Raw genomic sequence first — 19,593 nt, 5'->3', positions numbered from 1 at the left:
ATTAAAAGAAAGTTCAAATGAAAACGATTTTTAGAATAGCACAGACAGAACTTCGTTTGTTTTTCTATTCACCGATAGCCTGGCTGATCCTGATCATTTTTGCTTTTCAGGCCGGAATGGCATTTTGTGATACTTTTAGCTATCAATTGCAGAATAAAGCTTTGGGACGGGGGCAGATTCCTTTCCAGACAGTGATTTTATTGTTGGGGGATAGCGGTTCGTTCTTCAAGGTGCTGAATAATCTGTATCTGTATATTCCTTTACTGACAATGGCATTGATGAGCCGGGAATATAGTTCCGGTTCTATCAAGTTATTATATTCTTCGCCGGTAACTAATTTTCAGATTATCGGGGGGAAATTTCTTGCTATGATGTTGTACGGTGGATTGATGCTGGTCATTTTGCTCCTGCAGGTGGTGTTTGCTTTTATTTTTGTGAAAAACCTCGATATTCCGCTGATATTGTCCGGGTTACTCGGTATTTATCTGGTTTTGTGTGCTTATTCGGCTATCGGTCTCTTTATGTCTACCCTGACTTCTTACCAGATCGTGGCAGCAGTCGGTACACTGGTGATACTTACCTGCTTGAATTTTGTAGGCGGACTTTGGCAGGATATTCCTGTCATACAGGAGATTACCTGGTGGCTGTCTTTGTCGGGACGGGCCAAAACGTTTACGGCAGGACTGATATGCAGTGAAGATGTCGTGTACTTTGGGGTGGTGATCGGATTATTTTTGACCTTGTCTGTTTTGAAATTGCAATCGACCAAGCAGCATTATTCCTGGTGGTGGCGGTGGGCACGTTACGGGGGAGTGGTTTGTATCGCTCTGGGAATCGGATACCTGACTTCGAAACCGATGTTCATGTGTTATTATGATACGACGGAAACCGAACACAATACCATCACCCGCGAAGGCCAACGGGTCATGAATCTGATCGACGATCAGCTGACTATTACCATGTATGTCAATTTATTGGATAAAAGTGCTCCGGCAGGGATGCCGGAGAATCAAATGTCGAACCTCCGGGAATTGAAACCTTTTCTACGTTTTAAACCCGATACCCGCTTGAAATATGTCTATTTTTATGATAGCACCGATCATAGCCGTTTCCGTGGGGCTACGGCTTCTTTACCTTTGAGGGAACAAATGCTGAAAATATGTGATGACGAGGACCTGGATCCGGAATTTTTTCTGTCTCCGGAAGAAATTCACCGGCAGATCGATCTGACCTCCGAAGGAAACCGGATGATTTATCTACTGGAACGGGCGAACGGCCGGAAATCTTTTCTGCGTTTTTACGACGGCATGGATATCCGCCCCAGGGAAACAGAGATTACGGTGGCCTTGAAACGGTTGGTGACCGATGCTTCCAGAATAGTTTTTCTGACCGGACACGGGGAGCGGAGCTTGTATTGGAATGATAAAGGTGGATTATATTCACTGATTCAAAGAAACGGCCGGAATGCTTTAGTGAATCAGGGGTTTGATGTAGATACCCTGAATTTGACCGGCCGGACGGTTATTCCCGAAGATATCGATATTCTGGTTATTGCGGCTCCTGAAAAAAGATTGTCCCCTCAGGAACAGGGATTACTGGATTCATATATAGCTAAAGGAGGTAATCTGATCATTACCGGTGAACCGGGTAAACAAGAATTGATGAACGGGTTGGTGAAAAATCTGGGAATCGGCTTTAAGGAAGGAATAATCCTGCAACATGAGGAGGCCGACTGGGAGGAAGATTTTATTGTCGGTGATATCGCTGAATCCGGAGCACAACAAACCGGAGTCGGTGCAGGGCTTTTAGCCCGGCAATACCAAGTCGCTTTTCCGGGTACTACGGCTTTGTCGTTCAATGCAGGCTACGGATTTCAGGGGGTACCTATCGTGGAATATGCCGGGGATACGCTTATGCTGGCTTTGAAACGGCAGCTGGGAGGAGAAGAACAACGTATTATCGTTTCCGGGGATGCCGATTGGTTCAGTACCGAAGGACTGGCTTTACGGAAAGACGATGTCCGACTGAATAATTTCGGGTTATTCATGGAGATGTTGCATTATATGACTTATCAGCAATTCCCGGTGGATAATAGCCGTCCATCTCCTACGGACGATACCCATTATCTCGATATTGCCGATATCGGATGGATAAAAGGTCTTTTTATCGGCCTGATTCCTTTACTCGTCTTGGGAGGGGCGATAGGATTCCGGCTGAAACGGAAAAGGCAATAATGTGAAAATTATCTTAAAAAAGTATCTTTTTTATTCATCCCTTTCTTGGATTGATGTGTTCTATATATCGAAAAACGGAAGATTATTGGGGATAATCTTCCGTAAGAACTCAGCAATTAACGGGGTGTCGTTACTATCATTAACTACTAAGCATGTAAAATTATGAAAAAAAAGCGAAATTTTTTACTGAAAAGTATTTTGCTGCAGTTAAATTTCTCTCTGGAAAAGGCGGGGATTTTACTGGTACTGGTGTTGGTGTTTTCCATCCAGGCAAAAGCTTATTCTCAGACGCGTATTACTGCAAAAAGGCAGGGGGTTACAATTGACGAGGTTTTAAAAGAGGTCCGGGAAAAGTCCGGTTACCGTTTTTTATACCGGGTAGAGGAAGTAAACAGATATGGCAAAAGAGATATAGATGTGAAAGATGCGGAAGTCGAAGATTTTCTAGGACAATTACTGCAAAATACGGATCTCACCTATGAAGTGGAGAATGAGGTCATTATTATCCGGCCGGAAAAACAACGGCAGGACTCCCGGGTGAATGTACAGGTGGTCAGAGGAAAGGTGACCGATGAAAATAACCTGGCTTTACCGGGAGCTACGGTTTTATTGAAGGGGACATCCTACGGAGTAGTCACTGATTCACACGGGAAATTTACGATGGAAGTCATGGAAAGGGATACGGTTACTTTACTGGTATCGTTTGTAGGGATGGAAACGAGGCTTGTAAACCTGAAAAAAGGGCAAACGGAAATATTGGTTTCGCTTAAACCGGATATCAAAGAGATGAAAGAAGTCGTGGTGACCGGGTACGGGAATGTCCGTAAAACAAGTTTTACCGGAAATTCGGTTACAGTGACCAAAGATGAATTGATGTCCGTTTCGAAATCGAATGTCATCAAGGCATTACAGACTTTCGATCCTTCATTCCGTATTCAAACCAATAACGATTGGGGGTCCGATCCGAATGCGCTGCCCGAAATGTATGTGCGGGGAAGGTCGGGTATCAGCGGTGTAAAGGAATTGGACCGTGATCCTTTGACGAAATCGGCTCTGAAGGATAATCCCAACTTACCGACCTTTATCATGGATGGTTTTCAGATCAGTGTGGAACAGTTATACGATATGGATCCTAACCGTATTGAAAGTATTACCATCCTGAAAGATGCTGCGGCTACGGCTTTGTATGGTTCCAGGGCTGCCAACGGTGTGGTGGTGATTACGACGGTGGCTCCTCAGATGGGTAAGCTGAATGTGTCCTATAATTTTACAGGGGATGTTACGGTACCCGATCTGTCGGATTATAACCTGATGAATGCACGCGAGAAACTCGAAACGGAAGTGGCGGCCGGAGTATTCGAAGATCTGGCTAAAGATAATCCTTTGGGAGCCGAACAGCAATATTACGCTAAATTGGCTTCCATTACCAGAGGGGTGGATACTTACTGGTTATCGAAACCGTTACAGACCTCTTTCAATCACAAACACAGCCTGAGCGTCGACGGCGGATCGGATAATTTCCGTTTCGGCATACAATTGAGCTACAATAATGAAGACGGGGTGATGAAAGAGTCTTTCCGGAACCGGGTGGGAGCCGGCGTATATCTGGATTACCGGATCGGTTCATTCCAGCTCAAAAATATGGTCACTTATACCAATACCCGTTCGCAGGAGTCTCCTTACGGGGCTTTTTCCGACTATACCGGTTGTCAGCCTTACGATCCTTATAAGGACGACGAGGGGAACTATCTGGAAAATCTGCCCAATTGGGACGGAAAGAATGAAAAACGCCCTAATCCTCTTTATGAGGCGACTTTATCCAATTTCGATAAATCCAAATATGAAGAAATTGTCAATAATCTGGGTATCAACTGGAATATAACTACCGGTTTGTTATGGAAAACTCAATTCAGCCTGACGCGTAAGATTACCGATACGAAACGTTTTCTGGATCCGTTGTCTTCGAAAAATACAACTCCCCAGACTGCAGAAAATCCTTCTTCCGGCGAATTGAATACCAGTAGGGGAAATGAGTTCTACTGGGATCTGAGTTCAACCCTGTCTTATAACCGTTCTGTCGAAAAACACCATATCAATTTGTTGTTGGGGGTGAATGCCCGCTCTGCCAAAACCGATAATATTTCGGCTTCTTACCGGGGATTCCCTTCCGGGGCTTTGAGTTCTCCGAATTATGCCGAAGAAATTGTTTCCAAACCGGTAAGTTCCGATAATTCCACCCGGCTGATCGGTTTTCTGGGGACCCTGAATTACAGTTATAACGATGTGTATTTGCTGGATGCTTCGGTACGTATGGACGGTTCTTCGGAATTCGGGGCGGATAAACGGTTTGCTCCCTTCTGGTCTGCGGGGACCGGTGTCAATATTCATAACTACGGTTTTATGAAAGGACAAACGGTTATTGACCAGTTGAAAATACGGGTTTCATACGGACAAACCGGGAAAGTGAATTTTCCGCCTTATGTAGCCCGAACGACTTATAAAATGTTTACGGACGGTTGGTATAAAACCGGTTTCGGTGGTACCCTCTATGCTTTGGGGAATACAAACCTAACCTGGGAAACGACGAATACCTGGGATGCCGGTGTTGAACTGAGTTTATGGAAACGCCTGCTTTATATCAAAGCTTCTTATTATCAGAAAAAAACGGTGGATCTCGTCAATTCGGTGACGATTCCGAGTTCGACAGGTTTTACCACTTATATGGATAATATCGGAGAGGTGGAAAATAAAGGATATGAACTGGAATTCCGGAGCGAAGTAGTCCGTCGAAAAGATCTGTTTGTAGCTGTTTTCGCTAACCTGGCCCACAATGAAAATAGAATCCTGAAAATATCGGAGAGTCTGAAGGCTTACAATGACCGGGTAAAAGACCATTTTGCCAACAGTAACCGGTTCGACGGTTCGAATACCCAGCCGTTTACTCAATATGTCGAAGGAGGATCCCAGACGTCGATTTGGGGAGTTCCCTCACTTGGAATCGATCCTGCTACCGGAGAGGAGATTTTTATCCGCCCGGACGGAAGCATTACCAATACCTGGAATACGAACGATCAGGTGGTCTTGGGGGATACAGAACCCAAAATACAAGGTACTTTCGGGTTGAATGCCACTTATAAAAATCTGAGTTTGTATATGACTTTTATGTATGAAGCCGGCGGCCAGATATACAACAGCACTTTACGTGACAAAGTAGAAGATGTGAATGTATACACCTCTAATGTCGATAAACGGGTGTTCTCCGAACGTTGGCAAGAACCGGGGGATAAGGCTCGTTACCGTAAGCTGACCAGCGGAGTGGGCGGCAGTATTATGCGTACCCGTCCGACTTCCCGTTTTGTCGAGGATAACAATGTATTGACCCTGAACTCTATTTCTCTGGGATATGATTTCGATGCCGGGCAGAAGTGGATGAAGACGATCGGCTTGAGTATGCTGCGTTTTGAGATCGGTGCGAACGATGTTTGCCGTTGGTCGTCGGTGAAGGTGGAAAGAGGATTGAATTATCCTTATGCCCGGAGTTTTAATTTTTCGCTGAAAGCTGCTTTCTAATTTTTAAATTTTGAATTATGAAAATATATCATTGGATAATAGCCTGTTGTTTACTGTTGCCATTGGGAGGTTGCAGTAATTGGCTGGATGTGATTCCGGAGGATTCTGTGGATGAAAAAGATTTGTTTTCCACCGGAGAGGGATACCGGAATGCGTTGAACGGTGTATACCGCCAGATGTCTCAGACTTCGATGTACGGGCAGCAGATGAGCTGGGGATTTATTGATGTTTTGGGACAGTTGTACAATACTCAAAAATTGTCGAATTATTCGGCATATGGAATCGCGGGAAAGAATTATGCTTACCGTGATGAAACAGTGAAGTCGGTGATTCAGGTTATCTGGTCGAATACCTATAATTCGATTGCAAACTGTAACAATATTGTCGGGCGGATTACCGGGGAGGATCCCTCTAAATTCAGAGGAGGTGAGGCAGAACAGCATATGATCCAGGGGGAGGCGCTGGCTTTACGGGCTTTCCTGCATTTTGATTTACTGCGGCTTTGGGCTCCGGCACCGGTGACCAATCCTTCGGGAAATTACATGCCTTATTTCGAGAATTATCCTTCTACCTACGAACCGGATAAAAGTGTACAGGAGATTTTGTCGCTGGTAGAACGGGATTTGCTCCAGGCCAAAAACTTAGTAGCTCCGTTCGATACACTACCCGACAAATCGATGTTGGTGGCTGAAAAACGGATTAAGAATAACTGGGTGAGCAGTTCGGTAACCGATTTGTTTTTCCTTTACCGGGGATTCCGTATGAATTATTACGCTGTTATAGCCCAGCTGGCCAGGGTTTATAATTATATGGGCGAATATGAAAAAGCCGCTCATTGTGCACAAGAAGTACTGGATGCCTATGCAGAAGAATATGCTGCAGTTTGTTTCCAGTTGTCAAAGAAGGAGGAGGTACAGAACAATGATCGGAAACGGTATAAAGAAGTGATTTTTGCCCTGTCGAACGAATTGAACCTGGATAATTATGAGCCTTATTATACGACGAGTTCCGACCGACTTGTACTGGCCGGATATCCCGGTATTTTCGATGATGAGGCAGATGTGAGGAAAGAGTATTTGACAGAGACTTCGGGAGCCGACCGGATCTGTAATAAATATATTTTACCGACCAACAATACCTTGGAATATACGCAAACCGAGGATTTGATTCCGCTGATCCGGGTGAGCGAGATGTATTTTATTCAAGCCGAATATCTTTACCGGAAAGGAGAGACTCAGGCCGCTATCGAACAACTGGATCAGGTACGTGTTGCCCGGGATTGTACTAAAGGACGGCTGACGGTTTCCAGCCTCGACGATTTTAAAAAGATACTGATCGATGAGGCCCGGCGTGAATTTATGCAGGAAGGGCAGTTGTATTATTATTTTAAACGTTTGAACATAAAACCCCTGGAATCTATGCCTGACGATGGTTTTGTATTTCCTCTGCCGGATAATGAAGTGATCAATTAATGTTAATCGTGAAAATTATGAACAGATACATATTTATCGGTTTGCTGTGCTTCGTGATCGGAGCCTGTACCCATCATACAACCGGATTTTACGAAGGGCCGCGGTATTTGTCTTTCGTCAATGAAAAAGGAGCCGATACTGCATTTATTTCTTTTGCCAATTATCCCGGAGCATCGACTCATGAAGTTGCTTTTGTTTTGAAGCTGACCGGAAATATACCGGAAGAGGATTTGACTTACCGCCTGGAAGTAGTGGATAGTCTGACGACTGCAGGAACGACTGACTACCAACTTCCCGAACACCTGGTTTTCCGGAAAGACCGGGTGACGGATACGCTGGTAGTGACTGTAATGAATTCGAATCCCTTGTTGACAGAACAGACTTTATCAGTTGGTTTGCGGATCGTTGCAAACGAGCATTTCCGGCCCGGTCTGGATGGGCAACAAAGAGCCAAACTGACCTTTACCGCTGTGAAGAGCAAGCCGGAATGGTGGAAGGGAGAATTGGAGTCCTTGATATTGGGAGAGTATTCATCCAAAAAAATGGAGGAGTTTATCTTGTGCACAGGGGTGAATACCCTGGAAGGGGTCGAACTTTCTGTTGCCAGAGCGTATACCTTACAATTTAAACGGTATTGCATAGAACATAATATTATGTGGGACGATAATGTGACTCCGATGGTTGATAAAATCCCTTGTTATTAATTTATAATTCCGATACCTATGAAAAATAAAATATATTTATTGTATTGGCTGCTGGCTTTTCTGTCTGTAGGGTGTTACGACGACAAAGGCAATAACGATTATCGTTTTGTAAATACGATCGAGGTGGAACCTTTCGGGCAGGATTCCTATCCCTGGGCAGCTCTGGGAGATACGGTCCGGTATAAACCGGTTCTGCATTTTGCAAGCGGGAACGGGGACGAACTCGATTTGGCATATGAGTGGACATTTGCCGGTAAAACGATCGGAGACGAACTTAACCTGGAATGGATTGTAGATACTGTAGCTACGGGACAGGTGATCCTGAGGGTAACCGACCGGGCAAACGGATTGGTATACAGCAATCAGAAATCGCTCCGGATAGATTCTCCCTATAAAAGTAAAGGCTGGATGATTTTGTCTGAGAAGAACGGTCAGTCTTCTCTGGGGTTTGTCCGGGAAATGATTACTGCTTACGAGATGGATGATTTAGGGATATATTGTGTTTTTGATAATCAGACTTTCCCGGATGTCTACGAAGAAACGAACGGGGAAGTATTGGGTAGTGGTCCGGTCCGGATAACCGAGCATTTTTCCCGGACTGCTCCGGGATCGTTGCTGATTTTACAACAGGGAGCTCCGGGCTGTATCGATATCGACGGGAATACTTTATTGCGCGATATTTATCTGTCGGAGACTTTTATGGACGGAGTATTCCCGGAACAGTTCGAACCGGTGAATGCAACCTGGATGCATTGGCTGGATGTCATTGAAAATAAAGATGGACGGTTGTATACCCGGTTGAAGTATTCCGATGCCTTGTTTAATTCGGGTTATTTTATTACCGAGCCTGTTCTGGTCGGTGAAGAAGAGGTGCGTGGACATTTGTTGGATTGTGATTGGCAGGCGGTAGGGTATACCGTGGTACACGACCGTGGAACGGCTGCAAATCCCCGTAACCGTCTGGCAGCTGTTTTTGATTTCCGTGATTTTTGGGGGGTGAACTACGCCGGATATGCAGCTGTTTTTCCGGAAGCCGACAAGGGATGGCCTGACGGTTTTGTTCCTCTGAACGATTTGGGGGATCATGAGTTGATCTATTTCAGAGGATGGGGGGATTGGAGTGGTGGATATTATTATATGATACTTAAAACTCCCGGAGGAAAATACTTACAACAGACCTTTACTTTAAAACGTTCGACAGCAGAATTGTACTATGAGGAGGGTAGCCTTGCTGTTCAGGAATTACCGTCCGGATTCGTGTATGAGGATTGTTTACCCTATGTTTTGTCGACGGATAAGTACCTGTTATTGATGAAAGGAAACGACATGTACTATTACAATTATGCTTCTCCGGGAGACGGTGTGTCGTTTTATTGGCATTTCGATGCTCCGGTAAAACATATGACTGCATCGGTTCAGGGACAACCTCAGCTGGGATGTGCTTTGGCGAACGGGCAGTTTGTTATTCTGAATGTGAAGCTCATGAAGAACAGACCGGAAGAGAAGCGCTTGTATTGGCAGACTCCTGCTGAGGTCGATTTGGGAAATCCGGTATCCTTGATTTATAAAACTTCCGGTCAGTTATAGTCCGGATCTGCATAAGACGGTTCACAGATGTCCTGGCATCTGTGAACCGTCTGTATATCGTTTGGGGAGGCTGATAAAGGGAGGAAACTGTGTTGTTTTGTGTAAATCAGATATAAAAAGCGAGTATGTTGAAAATACGATGATGCAAGAGCTGCCTGAGTTTTTTCAGAGAACGGTATTTCAGAACTTTCACCGTATTCTCGGAGATGGATAATTCCCGGGCGATTTCTTCATTTTTCAAGCCTTGAAGACTGAGTTGTATGATGGCCGCACTTTGTGGAGCTAAAGTATTTATCGCATTGAAAAGCAGACGGTTGCTTTCTTCCTCGACGAGAATGTTGAAAAAATTGTTTTCCTCTTCTTCGGGCAGGAGATGAAAGTGTTGACTTGAACGTTTGCGATTCCGGATCAGATTTAAAGACTGATTCCGGATCATAGTATATACGAAACTTCGTAAACAGGTGATGTCCTGATAGTGCCTTCTGTTTTCCCACAGGCGGATCAATACTTCCTGCACAATATCTTCCGCCTCTTGTACATCGTTGACATAACGGTTGGCTAAAGCACAAAAAAAGAGATAATTTTCTTTTGTGAATTTTTCCAGAGCTTTTTCATCTCCTTGTTTTATCCGTGTAAATAAAAAGTCATTCCCCATACCCCTCAGGTAATTCTGCGCCTAAATTAATCTTTTGGAGAGGAAACAGAAAAATAAATGAAAAAAAAATGTACAGGTGTAATCTTTTTCTTAAAAAATGGTGTCTTTCTGATAAAAGATGAAAATATGGATACGAGCAGATTGAATCATATTGCCGGATTGATTGCCAGAAAAAGATCGGGAGGGAAGCTGACCGGGACCGAACAACAGGAATTGGAGGAGTGGATACGAGCTTCCCGGATGAATAAAGAGAGTTACGATCGGATTATTTCGGGAAGGGGAGTGATACGTTTGATGGAATTGGAGAAACAGATCGATACCGACCGCTCTTTTAAGAAATTGACGGTCAGGTTGAAGTGGCGTTGCTGGAAGCGCCGTATACTGATGGCAGGTGTTGCTGCGATGGTCATGATCGGAATTATGTCGGCTTTTTGGTGGTGGGAACAGGAAGGGATAACTGTTCCGGAATCGGCCGGACAACCTGGAATAAAGCCGGGAGGAAACTGTGCTGTTTTAGTATTGGGTAATGGTTGTCGGGTGGATTTACAAAAGGATTGTGATACGTTACAGCTACCTGGAATTTCCTGGGACCACCGGAAGGGAACGATCGTATATGACGGTCGGGAAAATAAAACCGGCTGGCCGGAGAGGAATACCTTGATGGTTCCGTTACGGGGAGAATATCGCTTGGTTTTGGGCGATGGTACGAAGGTATGGTTGAATTCCGCTTCTAGCCTGAATTATCCGGTACAGTTTGCAGAAAAAGAACGGTGCGTAGAATTGGACGGGGAAGCTTACTTTGAAGTGACTCCTGATCCGGAGAGACCTTTTATCGTAAAATCCGGAGACGTACAGACCCGGGTATTGGGAACGGCTTTCAATTTTTCTGCATACCGGGGAGAAAATGCATCGACGATTACTTTATTGACGGGAAAAGTGGCTGTTTCGGCTCCGGGACATGCTGAGCGTGTGTTATTGCCCGGACAACAGTTGAAATATGATGCAGAAAACCGGAAGACTGTAATAAAAGAGGTCGATGCCGAAGACTTCGTCGTCTGGAAAGATGGTTTATTTTTGTTCAATGATTGTGGACTGGAGGAAATCATTCCCCGGTTGAGTCGGTGGTATGGGGTTACCTTTCATTATGACAGGGAGAAATTCGGCGATCTGAAATTTTATATCAAAACCCGTCGTTATGAAGATATCGGGACAATATTGAATCTCTTGAAATTAACTGAAAATGTGACTTATTCGATAGAAGGCAACGAGGTGACTCTTTATCGGACAGGGGAAAATAAATAACAAGGAGTGAGGCAACACTCCTTGTTGGATACTAATAAGCAACCCTTTAGCGGGTATTTATTAACTCTAATTACAAAATTATGAAAAAAAAGCAGATTTATTTTTCTTCCGGAGGAGGAAAATTGAGGAAAATGACGTTAATCATGAAAATGACGGTTATCTTTTTGTTGTGCGCTAATTTAGTGATGGCTACCGAATCTTTTGGACAGGAAAAGTATTCTTTTTCTTTGAATCGGGTGACATTGGAGGAAGCCTTGAATCAAATATTGCAGAATTCCGGATATTATATCGTTTATACGGTAAACGATATCCGTAAGATTGCCGATGTTTCTCTGAATATGGAACAAGTCACTATAGAGCAGGCTTTGGATCGGGTGTTGTCGCTGAATGGATTGAAGTACACGGTCAGTGAAAATGCAATCGTTATTGCTAAGGATGCTTCGGCGGTAAAAAATTTGCAGAGTGAACAGATGAAAGTGCAAGGTACGGTAAGGGATGAAAAGGGCTTGCCTTTGCCGGGGGCTTCTGTTTATTTGAAGGCAGAAAATACCTTGGGGGTAACTACCGATATCGGAGGACATTTTGAATTTAAAGTACCTGCCGGCTTGAAGGGGAAGGTGGTATTGGTGATTTCTTTCATCGGGATGGAGACAGTGGAGTTTCCTTTAGACGGGCGTGAACATTATGAGATATCGATGAAACCGGAAATAACTTCTTTGGATGACGTACTGATCACCGGCTATCAGACGATTTCCCGGGAACGTGCGACGGGAGCGTTCGATATCGTCGACAAGCGGCAGTTAGAAAAACCGGCTTCCGATTTATCATCCCGGCTGATCGGAACTACAGCAGGCGTTCAGGCCACTCTGACAGAAGATGGAAAAGCCAGTCTGGAAATCCGGGGACGCTCGAGCTTGAATGCCAACGCTCAACCGCTGATTGTCGTGGACGGTTTCCCTGTGGAAGGAGGATTCGAAACGATTAATCCGAATGACGTGGAAAGCGTTTCTATACTAAAAGATGCTGCAGCTGCTTCAATTTGGGGAGCCAGATCCGGTAACGGCGTGATTGTGGTCACTACCCGCAAAGCGGCCAAAGGAGATAAACTGAATGTCGCCTTTAATACTTTTTTGCGCTTCCGGCAGAAAATAGATTTGGATTATGCCAATCCTACAGCCGCTTCTGCAGATCAGATCCGCTACGAAGAAATGATTTTCGGAAAATATGGGGTTGCTTTGAATGAAGGGATTTTCTCAGAAGATGATGTGGCCGGAAAATGCTATACCTGGGCACAAATCGCTTTGAATGAAGCCCGGCTGGGAAATATTTCCGAAGACACGAAAAGGCTCCGTTTACAGGAATTGCAGGAGACGGATTATAAGGATGACGTTTATAAACATTTGTTGAGAAATCCTTTTTTGCAGCAATACAATTTATCCGTATCCGGAGGAGGAGAAAGAGTCGGTGTCATGACGTCGTTATTGTATGAAAAAGACAAAACCCATTATATTGGTACACAGGATGAAAAATATATGCTCAATATGCGGATGAACAGCGATATTTGCAAGTGGCTGAAATTAGATATTTCCGGAATGTTCCAATATGTGAAAAAGCAGAATAACGGAGCCGTCCTCCATGCATCCGATGAAAACGATATCGCGATAAGCGATCTTTCTCCTTATGAACACCTGACAAACCGGGACGGTTCTTATACACATATTGTCCGCGACTATTACCTGCCGGCCATGGAGCGGTTGGTCGGTAATGGCTTTCCTTATTCCGACTGGTTTTATAATCCTTTACAGGAAATCAGAAGCCGTGACCGTTCGACTAAGGACATCAAGGCCCGTTTCCAGGCTGCACTGACCCTGAAATTATGGGAAGGCTTGAATTTCTCCTCTTCGTTACAATATGAGATTTTTAATTCCAAAAGGCGGGATCTTTACAAAGAGGATTCCTGGGTAGTGAAAAATCCGGTGAATTATTATACCGAATACAACGATGCAACAGGAGTCGTCGGGAAATCGGCCTATCCGACAGGGCAGTTTCTGGACCAATATACTTCGGAAATGCAAGGGTATACTTTTAGGAATCAGGTAAATTTTAACCGGACTTTCAGGAGACATGATTTTAATGTTGTGTTAGGAACCGAATTACGGCATCGCCGGACAACTTCCTATACCTCTCCCCGGGTATACGGCTACAATGACGAGACGCTGACTTCCAAACTTTTCCCTAACGGAACCGGTAAGCTGGCGATAAAAGACCTCTTCGGGAATACGATTACAGTCGATGATTATGCAAGTACCTTTACATTTAACACCGATCGTTTCTTTTCTCTATATGGCAATGCCGCTTATACTTTCGATAATAAATACACGATCAGTGGGAGCGTCCGGACAGATGCGTCGAATTTTATTACGGACGATCCTAAATATCGTTATGCTCCTTTTTGGTCTGTGGGAGGAATGTGGAATCTGGGACAGGAAAGTTTTATGAGCGATTATTTGTTTATCGATTGGCTGCGTCTGCGTTTGACCTATGGGTACAATGGAAATGTAGACACTTCTACCTCGTTTAAACCTTTGGTGAGTATCGGTTCGGTTGAGAATGTTTATAAACATGAGATTACCGGTAGTATTGCGAGTTTTGGAAATCCCGAACTTCGCTGGGAAAAGGTCGGGAGTGTAGATATCGGAATCGATTATTCTTTCTGGGGAGGTAAACTGGCCGGAAAACTGGATTATTACCGGAAGTACAGTAAAGATCTGATCGCGACGATTTCTATTTCTTCGGCCAACGGGACAACCAGTCAAAAGTTGAATAATGCGGAAATGCTGAACAGTGGGATCGAACTGGAAGTAGGAAGCCAGCTCGATATTATAGGAAAAGATATCCAATGGTATGGTAATGTCAACTATGCTTATAATTTGAACCGGATAGAAAGATTATTTGTTACCGATAATAGTGCAAAGACTTATTTGAGGGGTGACTTTAAAGAGGGGGAAAATGCCAGTACGATATATGCCTGGCATTATGCCGGGGTAAATAAGGACGGTATCCCTTGTGTGGAGGAAGGGAGTAGCCCTGACGGTTTGAGGCCGATGAACACCGTTTACGACAATACTTCGGATGCAACCGGCTGGCTCAGGTCACAGGGCGTAAAGGTGGCTCCCCATATTATGGGGCTGACTACCGGTTTTAAGGTTTATAATTTCGATCTTTCTTTGATTGTTACCGGAAAATTCGGTCATAAATTCAAACGTTCTTCTTTCAATTATCCGACGATGGGAACGACCGGAACTTCGAAAATCTGGGTACATAAAGATGTAAGTAAATTATTGGACGGGGATAAGGCTATGCCTCCTTTGCTGACGGATACCGAAGACTCCAATCAAATGTATTACGATAGTTATTATACGGATGCGATGGATTATCTGTACCACAATGCCAATCATATTCGTTTTCAGGAATTGAATCTGACCTGGCATATCCCGGAAGTCTGGTTACAGAAAATAGGTTTCCGGACCGCTGCCGTTTATGGACAGATCAATAATCTGGGTTTGATTACAGCGAATAAATATAAAAATGATCCGGAATTTCCGGAGGGTACGGTCAAACCGGAGCGTTCTTTTATTGTTGGGGTAAAATTTAATTTTTAAAAAAAGGATATGGAAAGATATATAAAAATTGCAGGAGGAAAAATGAGAATGATTTTATGCCTTCTGGTATGGATGTTGGTCGGAGCTGCTTGTGACAGCTTTTTGGATATAGCTCCTTCGAAAAAGACAAATATCGAGCTGTCGAAAGTGGAACATCTGGATGCTTTGTTGGCTGCAATCAATACGACAACCGGCAATACCAGCCTGGTGTTAAGTCCGGATATTACGGAAATTTCAACGGATTTGTACGATAAAACCAATAACGGAGCTCCGTTTTATCAACATGGTATCGCTTATTATCTGTGGATGAATCAGGAGGTGGCCGATTTATCGGGTTCCGGAACCTGGAGTAGTGCTTATAAAAATATTTTTACGGCAAATACGGTATTGGAAAATTTGAGTCGGGTGACAGGAGATGAGGCCTTGAAGGCTGATTTGAAGGCTGAAGCTCATTTTATCCGTGCTTTTCAGAATTGGGAATTGCTGAATACTTATTGTCTTCCCTATAGCCCGGAAAATATGAAAGAACCGGGAATACCTCATAAGACATCCACCAGTTTCGAGCAGTCGTTGGTCCGGATGAATCTGGAGGAATCTTATCGTTTTGTCGAGGAAGATTTGAAAGAAGCACTCAAAATTACGGTCGATAATGTTAATCGGCGGTGGCGGGTAAGTATACCTGCCGTTCATAGTTTTCTGGCCCGCTTTTATCTTTTCTGCCATGATTACGATCAGGCATTGAAATATGCAGATTTGGCTCTTCAGGCAGATGCCCGTCTGGTGGATTATAATACGGAAATGTATTATGGTAATGAACAGAGCTCCAGTCAGGGACCACTGCAAGTACCTTATCTGTGGTGGGATTCCAGTTCCGATCCTTCTGTAAAATTAGAGTGGGCGGAGTTTTATTATCAGTATTTCCTTTCTGCTTCCTGTGCCTATTTCTGTCCTGGCCGGGAAATGCTGAAATTGTATGATACGGAAAATGATTTACGGTATAAATATTTGATGTGTGAGAATTTTTCATGGAGGCATAATATCAAATATACTTATCCCGGATATGTTTATTTCAGAACCAGTATACCTTATGGAACTACAGTACAGGAAATGATACTTACGAAAGCGGAATGCCTGGCTCGTCAGGGAAAGTTTCAGCAAGCCATGGAAACGGTGAATATATTGCGGGCTAAAAGGATTGCACCCGGACCGGAGGTTAAGTTGTCGGCAGCAACAAAGGAAGAAGCTATTGCGAAAATTCTGGAAGAGAGAGTACGGGAGCTGACCTGGGGACTGAGGTGGTTCGATATCCGGCGGTTGAATTACAACGAAACGACTTTGGATGATGTGAACCTGAAACGTATATTCTATTCACATGACGGTTTGATTATAAATAAAGAATCCCAGCCGATAGAGTATCGGTTGGAATTAAAAGATCGTCGGTTTGCCGAACCTATAAACAGTAATGAGATTTATCTGAGCCGAGGTCAAATTCAACAGAATACTTATTGAGGATTATTCTTTATCATTATTAAAAAAGGACTTCTCAGTATTGAGAAGTCCTTGATATTTAAGCTTGTAATAAATTCTTATTACTTACCTGCATGCATAATAGCAGCCTGTGCAGCAGCTACGCGGGCGATGGGCACGCGGAACGGTGAACAGCTGACATAGTTCATACCTACTGAGTCGCAGAAGATGACGGATGAAGGTTCTCCACCGTGTTCTCCACAGATACCTACTTTCAGGTCTGCATTAGTCTTACGACCCAGTTTCACACCCATTTCAACCAGACGGCCTACACCTTCCTGATCCAATACAGCGAACGGATCGGTTTTCAGGATACCTTTCCTGATGTATTCCGGTAAGAATTTACCGGCGTCGTCACGGGAGTAACCGAAGGTCATCTGAGTCAGGTCGTTGGTACCGAATGAGAAGAATTCGGCTACTTCGGCGATCTGATCTGCGGTGATAGCGGCACGCGGGATTTCGATCATCGTACCTACTTTGTAATCTACTTTAACGCCTTTTTCTTCGAATACCATAGCTGCAACACGGTTGATGATTTCAGCCTGCTGTTTCAGTTCTTTCACAGTACCTACCAAAGGAACCATAATTTCCGGACGAGGATCCAGACCACGCAGTTTCAGGTTACAAGCAGCTTCGATGATCGCACGGGCCTGCATTTCGGTGATTTCCGGATAGGTAACTCCCAAACGGCAGCCACGATGACCCAGCATCGGGTTGAATTCGTGCAGAGCATCTACTTTTTCTTTGATACGTTCTACCGGAATTCCCAGTTTCTGAGCCATATATTGTTGTGAAGCCGGTTCGTTCGGAGTAAATTCGTGTAAAGGTGGGTCGAGCAGACGGATGGTAACCCCCAGTCCGTTCATGGCTTCGAGGATACCTTCGAAGTCTCCCCGCTGCATCGGCAGGATCTTGTTCAGTGCATCGCGGCGTCCTTCTACCGTGTCGGACAGGATCATTTCACGCATAGCGTCGATACGGTGTCCTTCGAAGAACATATGTTCTGTACGGCAAAGTCCGACACCTTTGGCTCCGAAGTCACGGGCTTTACGGGCGTCTTTCGGGGTATCGGCATTAGTACGTACATACATACGGGTATATTTTTCAGCCAGATTCATGATGGCCGTGAAGTCTTCGTCTAATGTTGCATCTTCTGTTTCTACTTTTCCTAAGTAAACTTCACCGGTAGAACCGTTCAGGGAAATCCAGTCGCCTTCTTTGATGATTGTTCCGTTTACGGAGAAATTACGTTTTGCATAATCGACTACGATATCTCCTGCTCCGGATACACAACATTTACCCATACCACGGGCAACGACAGCTGCATGAGAAGTCATACCACCGCGTGCGGTCAGGATTCCTTCGGATACGTTCATACCCCGCAGGTCTTCGGGAGAAGTTTCCTGGCGTACCAAAACCACTTTTTCGCCTCTGTTTTTCCATTCTTCGGCTTCGTCGGCGAAGAATACGACACGCCCGCAGGCAGCACCCGGAGAAGCCGGCAGACCTTTGGTAATAACGTGAGCTTTTTTCAGAGCTTCTTTATTGAATACCGGATGGAGCAGCTCGTCCAATTTAGCCGGTTCCTGACGCAACAGAGCTGTTTTTTCATCGATCATACCTTGTTTCAGCATATCGACAGCCATTTTCACCATAGCGGCTCCGGTACGTTTTCCGTTACGGGTCTGCAACATCCACAGCTTACCGTCCTGGATGGTGAATTCCATATCCTGCATATCGTGGAAGTGGTCTTCCAGTTTTTCCTGTACAGCGTTCAGATCGGCATAAGCCTGAGGCATAGCTTCTTCCAACGAAGGATATTTAGAAGCACGTTCTTCTTCGGAAATACCCTGCAGTTTAGCCCAACGGCGTGAACCCTCGATGGTGATTTCCTGCGGTGTACGGATACCGGCTACAACGTCTTCCCCCTGTGCATTGATCAGGTATTCTCCGTTGAAGATGTCCTCTCCGGTTGCAGCGTCGCGGCTGAAAGCAACACCGGTAGCCGAATTGTTACCCATGTTACCGTAAACCATAGACTGTACGTTAACAGCAGTACCCCATTCTTCCGGGATCTGGTTCAACTGACGGTACAGAACGGCACGTTCGGTCATCCATGAATCGAATACGGCACAGATGGCTCCCCACAGCTGTTCCCACGGACAAGTCGGGAAATCTTTGCCGGTTTTGGTTTTGACTACTTTTTTGAAGTTTTCGACCAATACCTGCAAATCTTCAACGGTAAATTCAGTATCTTGTTTGATGTGTTTGGCTTCTTTCAGCTTGTCGATTTCAACTTCGAACGGATTGTGCTCGCCTTTTGCTGCTGCCACACCCATTACAACGTCGCCGTACATCTGGATAAAACGACGGTAAGAGTCCCACGCAAAACGGGCATTTCCTGATTTTTCTGCCAGTAATTTTACGGCATCGTCATTCAATCCCAGGTTCAGCACGGTGTCCATCATACCCGGCATAGAAACACGGGCACCGGAACGTACGGATACCATCAACGGGAAAGCCTCTCCTTTGGAACCGAATTTTGCATTCATGATTTTTTCCATGTGTGCAATACCGGCTTTAACGTCGTTTTCTATTAATTTTACAACAGCATCTTTACCTTTCTGGTTGTAAAGTGTACAAACTTCAGTGGTAATCGTGAAACCTGCAGGTACAGGCAGGCCGATCAGGTTCATCTCCGCCAGGTTGGCGCCTTTACCGCCGAGCAGATTTTTCATGTCTGCCTTGCCTTCTGCTTTTCCGTCTCCGAATGTGTAAACGTACTTCGTACTCATATTTCTGTTAGATTTGATTTATTTCCCTGAGAGGGAAGGTTTATTATTATGATATTGTTTTTATAAACTATTGATATACAACAAA

General features: G+C 44.5%; 10 protein-coding genes. 8 read left to right on the top strand and 2 right to left on the bottom strand.

Annotated elements, in window-relative coordinates; all coding sequences use genetic code 11:
* The first annotated feature begins 17 nt into the window (after positions 1-17).
* The 5 genes from WS34_RS02155 to WS34_RS02135 all read left to right on the top strand — a co-directional run bounded on the left by WS34_RS02155 (position 18) and on the right by WS34_RS02135 (position 9,567).
* Positions 18-2,234: a Gldg family protein gene (locus WS34_RS02155; RefSeq protein ID WP_046402871.1), complete on the top strand. Its 2,217-nt coding sequence runs from the start codon at positions 18-20 to the stop codon at positions 2,232-2,234.
* A 162-nt stretch (positions 2,235-2,396) separates the two neighbouring features.
* Positions 2,397-5,804, top strand: a complete 3,408-nt coding sequence (locus tag WS34_RS02150; RefSeq protein WP_046402869.1) for a SusC/RagA family TonB-linked outer membrane protein — start codon at positions 2,397-2,399, stop codon at positions 5,802-5,804.
* Between the two features lie 17 nt (positions 5,805-5,821).
* Complete coding sequence (locus WS34_RS02145) at positions 5,822-7,276, top strand: RagB/SusD family nutrient uptake outer membrane protein (protein WP_046402866.1); 1,455 nt, start codon at positions 5,822-5,824, stop codon at positions 7,274-7,276.
* 17 nt (positions 7,277-7,293) lie between these two features.
* The gene (locus tag WS34_RS02140) at positions 7,294-7,980 is read left to right on the top strand and encodes a DUF4843 domain-containing protein (protein WP_022159301.1); all 687 of its coding nucleotides are present in this window, start codon (positions 7,294-7,296) and stop codon (positions 7,978-7,980) included.
* 18 nt (positions 7,981-7,998) lie between these two features.
* Entirely contained in the window at positions 7,999-9,567 is a 1,569-nt protein-coding gene (locus WS34_RS02135; RefSeq protein ID WP_046402862.1) for a PKD-like family lipoprotein, read from the top strand.
* 106 nt (positions 9,568-9,673) lie between these two features.
* On the opposite strand, the gene WS34_RS02130 is transcribed toward WS34_RS02135, so the two are convergent.
* The gene (locus WS34_RS02130; RefSeq protein WP_013613725.1) at positions 9,674-10,222 is read right to left on the bottom strand and encodes an RNA polymerase sigma factor; all 549 of its coding nucleotides are present in this window, start codon (positions 10,220-10,222) and stop codon (positions 9,674-9,676) included.
* A 126-nt stretch (positions 10,223-10,348) separates the two neighbouring features.
* Here WS34_RS02130 and WS34_RS02125 point away from each other — a divergent pair, with 126 nt between their 5' ends.
* The 3 genes from WS34_RS02125 to WS34_RS02115 all read left to right on the top strand — a co-directional run bounded on the left by WS34_RS02125 (position 10,349) and on the right by WS34_RS02115 (position 16,695).
* On the top strand, positions 10,349-11,524 hold the full coding sequence (locus WS34_RS02125; protein ID WP_286693599.1) for a FecR family protein: 1,176 nt from the start codon (positions 10,349-10,351) through the stop codon (positions 11,522-11,524).
* Between the two features lie 80 nt (positions 11,525-11,604).
* Positions 11,605-15,186 (top strand): SusC/RagA family TonB-linked outer membrane protein, encoded by a 3,582-nt coding sequence (locus WS34_RS02120; protein ID WP_046402859.1) that lies wholly within the window; start codon positions 11,605-11,607, stop codon positions 15,184-15,186.
* 9 nt (positions 15,187-15,195) lie between these two features.
* Positions 15,196-16,695: a RagB/SusD family nutrient uptake outer membrane protein gene (locus WS34_RS02115; protein ID WP_286693598.1), complete on the top strand. Its 1,500-nt coding sequence runs from the start codon at positions 15,196-15,198 to the stop codon at positions 16,693-16,695.
* An 80-nt stretch (positions 16,696-16,775) separates the two neighbouring features.
* On the opposite strand, the gene ppdK is transcribed toward WS34_RS02115, so the two are convergent.
* On the bottom strand, positions 16,776-19,508 hold the full coding sequence (gene ppdK / locus WS34_RS02110; protein ID WP_022159297.1) for a pyruvate, phosphate dikinase: 2,733 nt from the start codon (positions 19,506-19,508) through the stop codon (positions 16,776-16,778).
* Positions 19,509-19,593 lie beyond the last annotated feature (85 nt).

Origin of the sequence: Odoribacter sp. N15.MGS-14 (assembly GCF_000980245.1) — a bacterium.
Classification (GTDB): domain Bacteria; phylum Bacteroidota; class Bacteroidia; order Bacteroidales; family Marinifilaceae; genus Odoribacter; species Odoribacter splanchnicus.
Note: the sequence above shows the minus strand (reverse complement) of the source record. Positions and strands in the feature narration are given on the sequence as shown.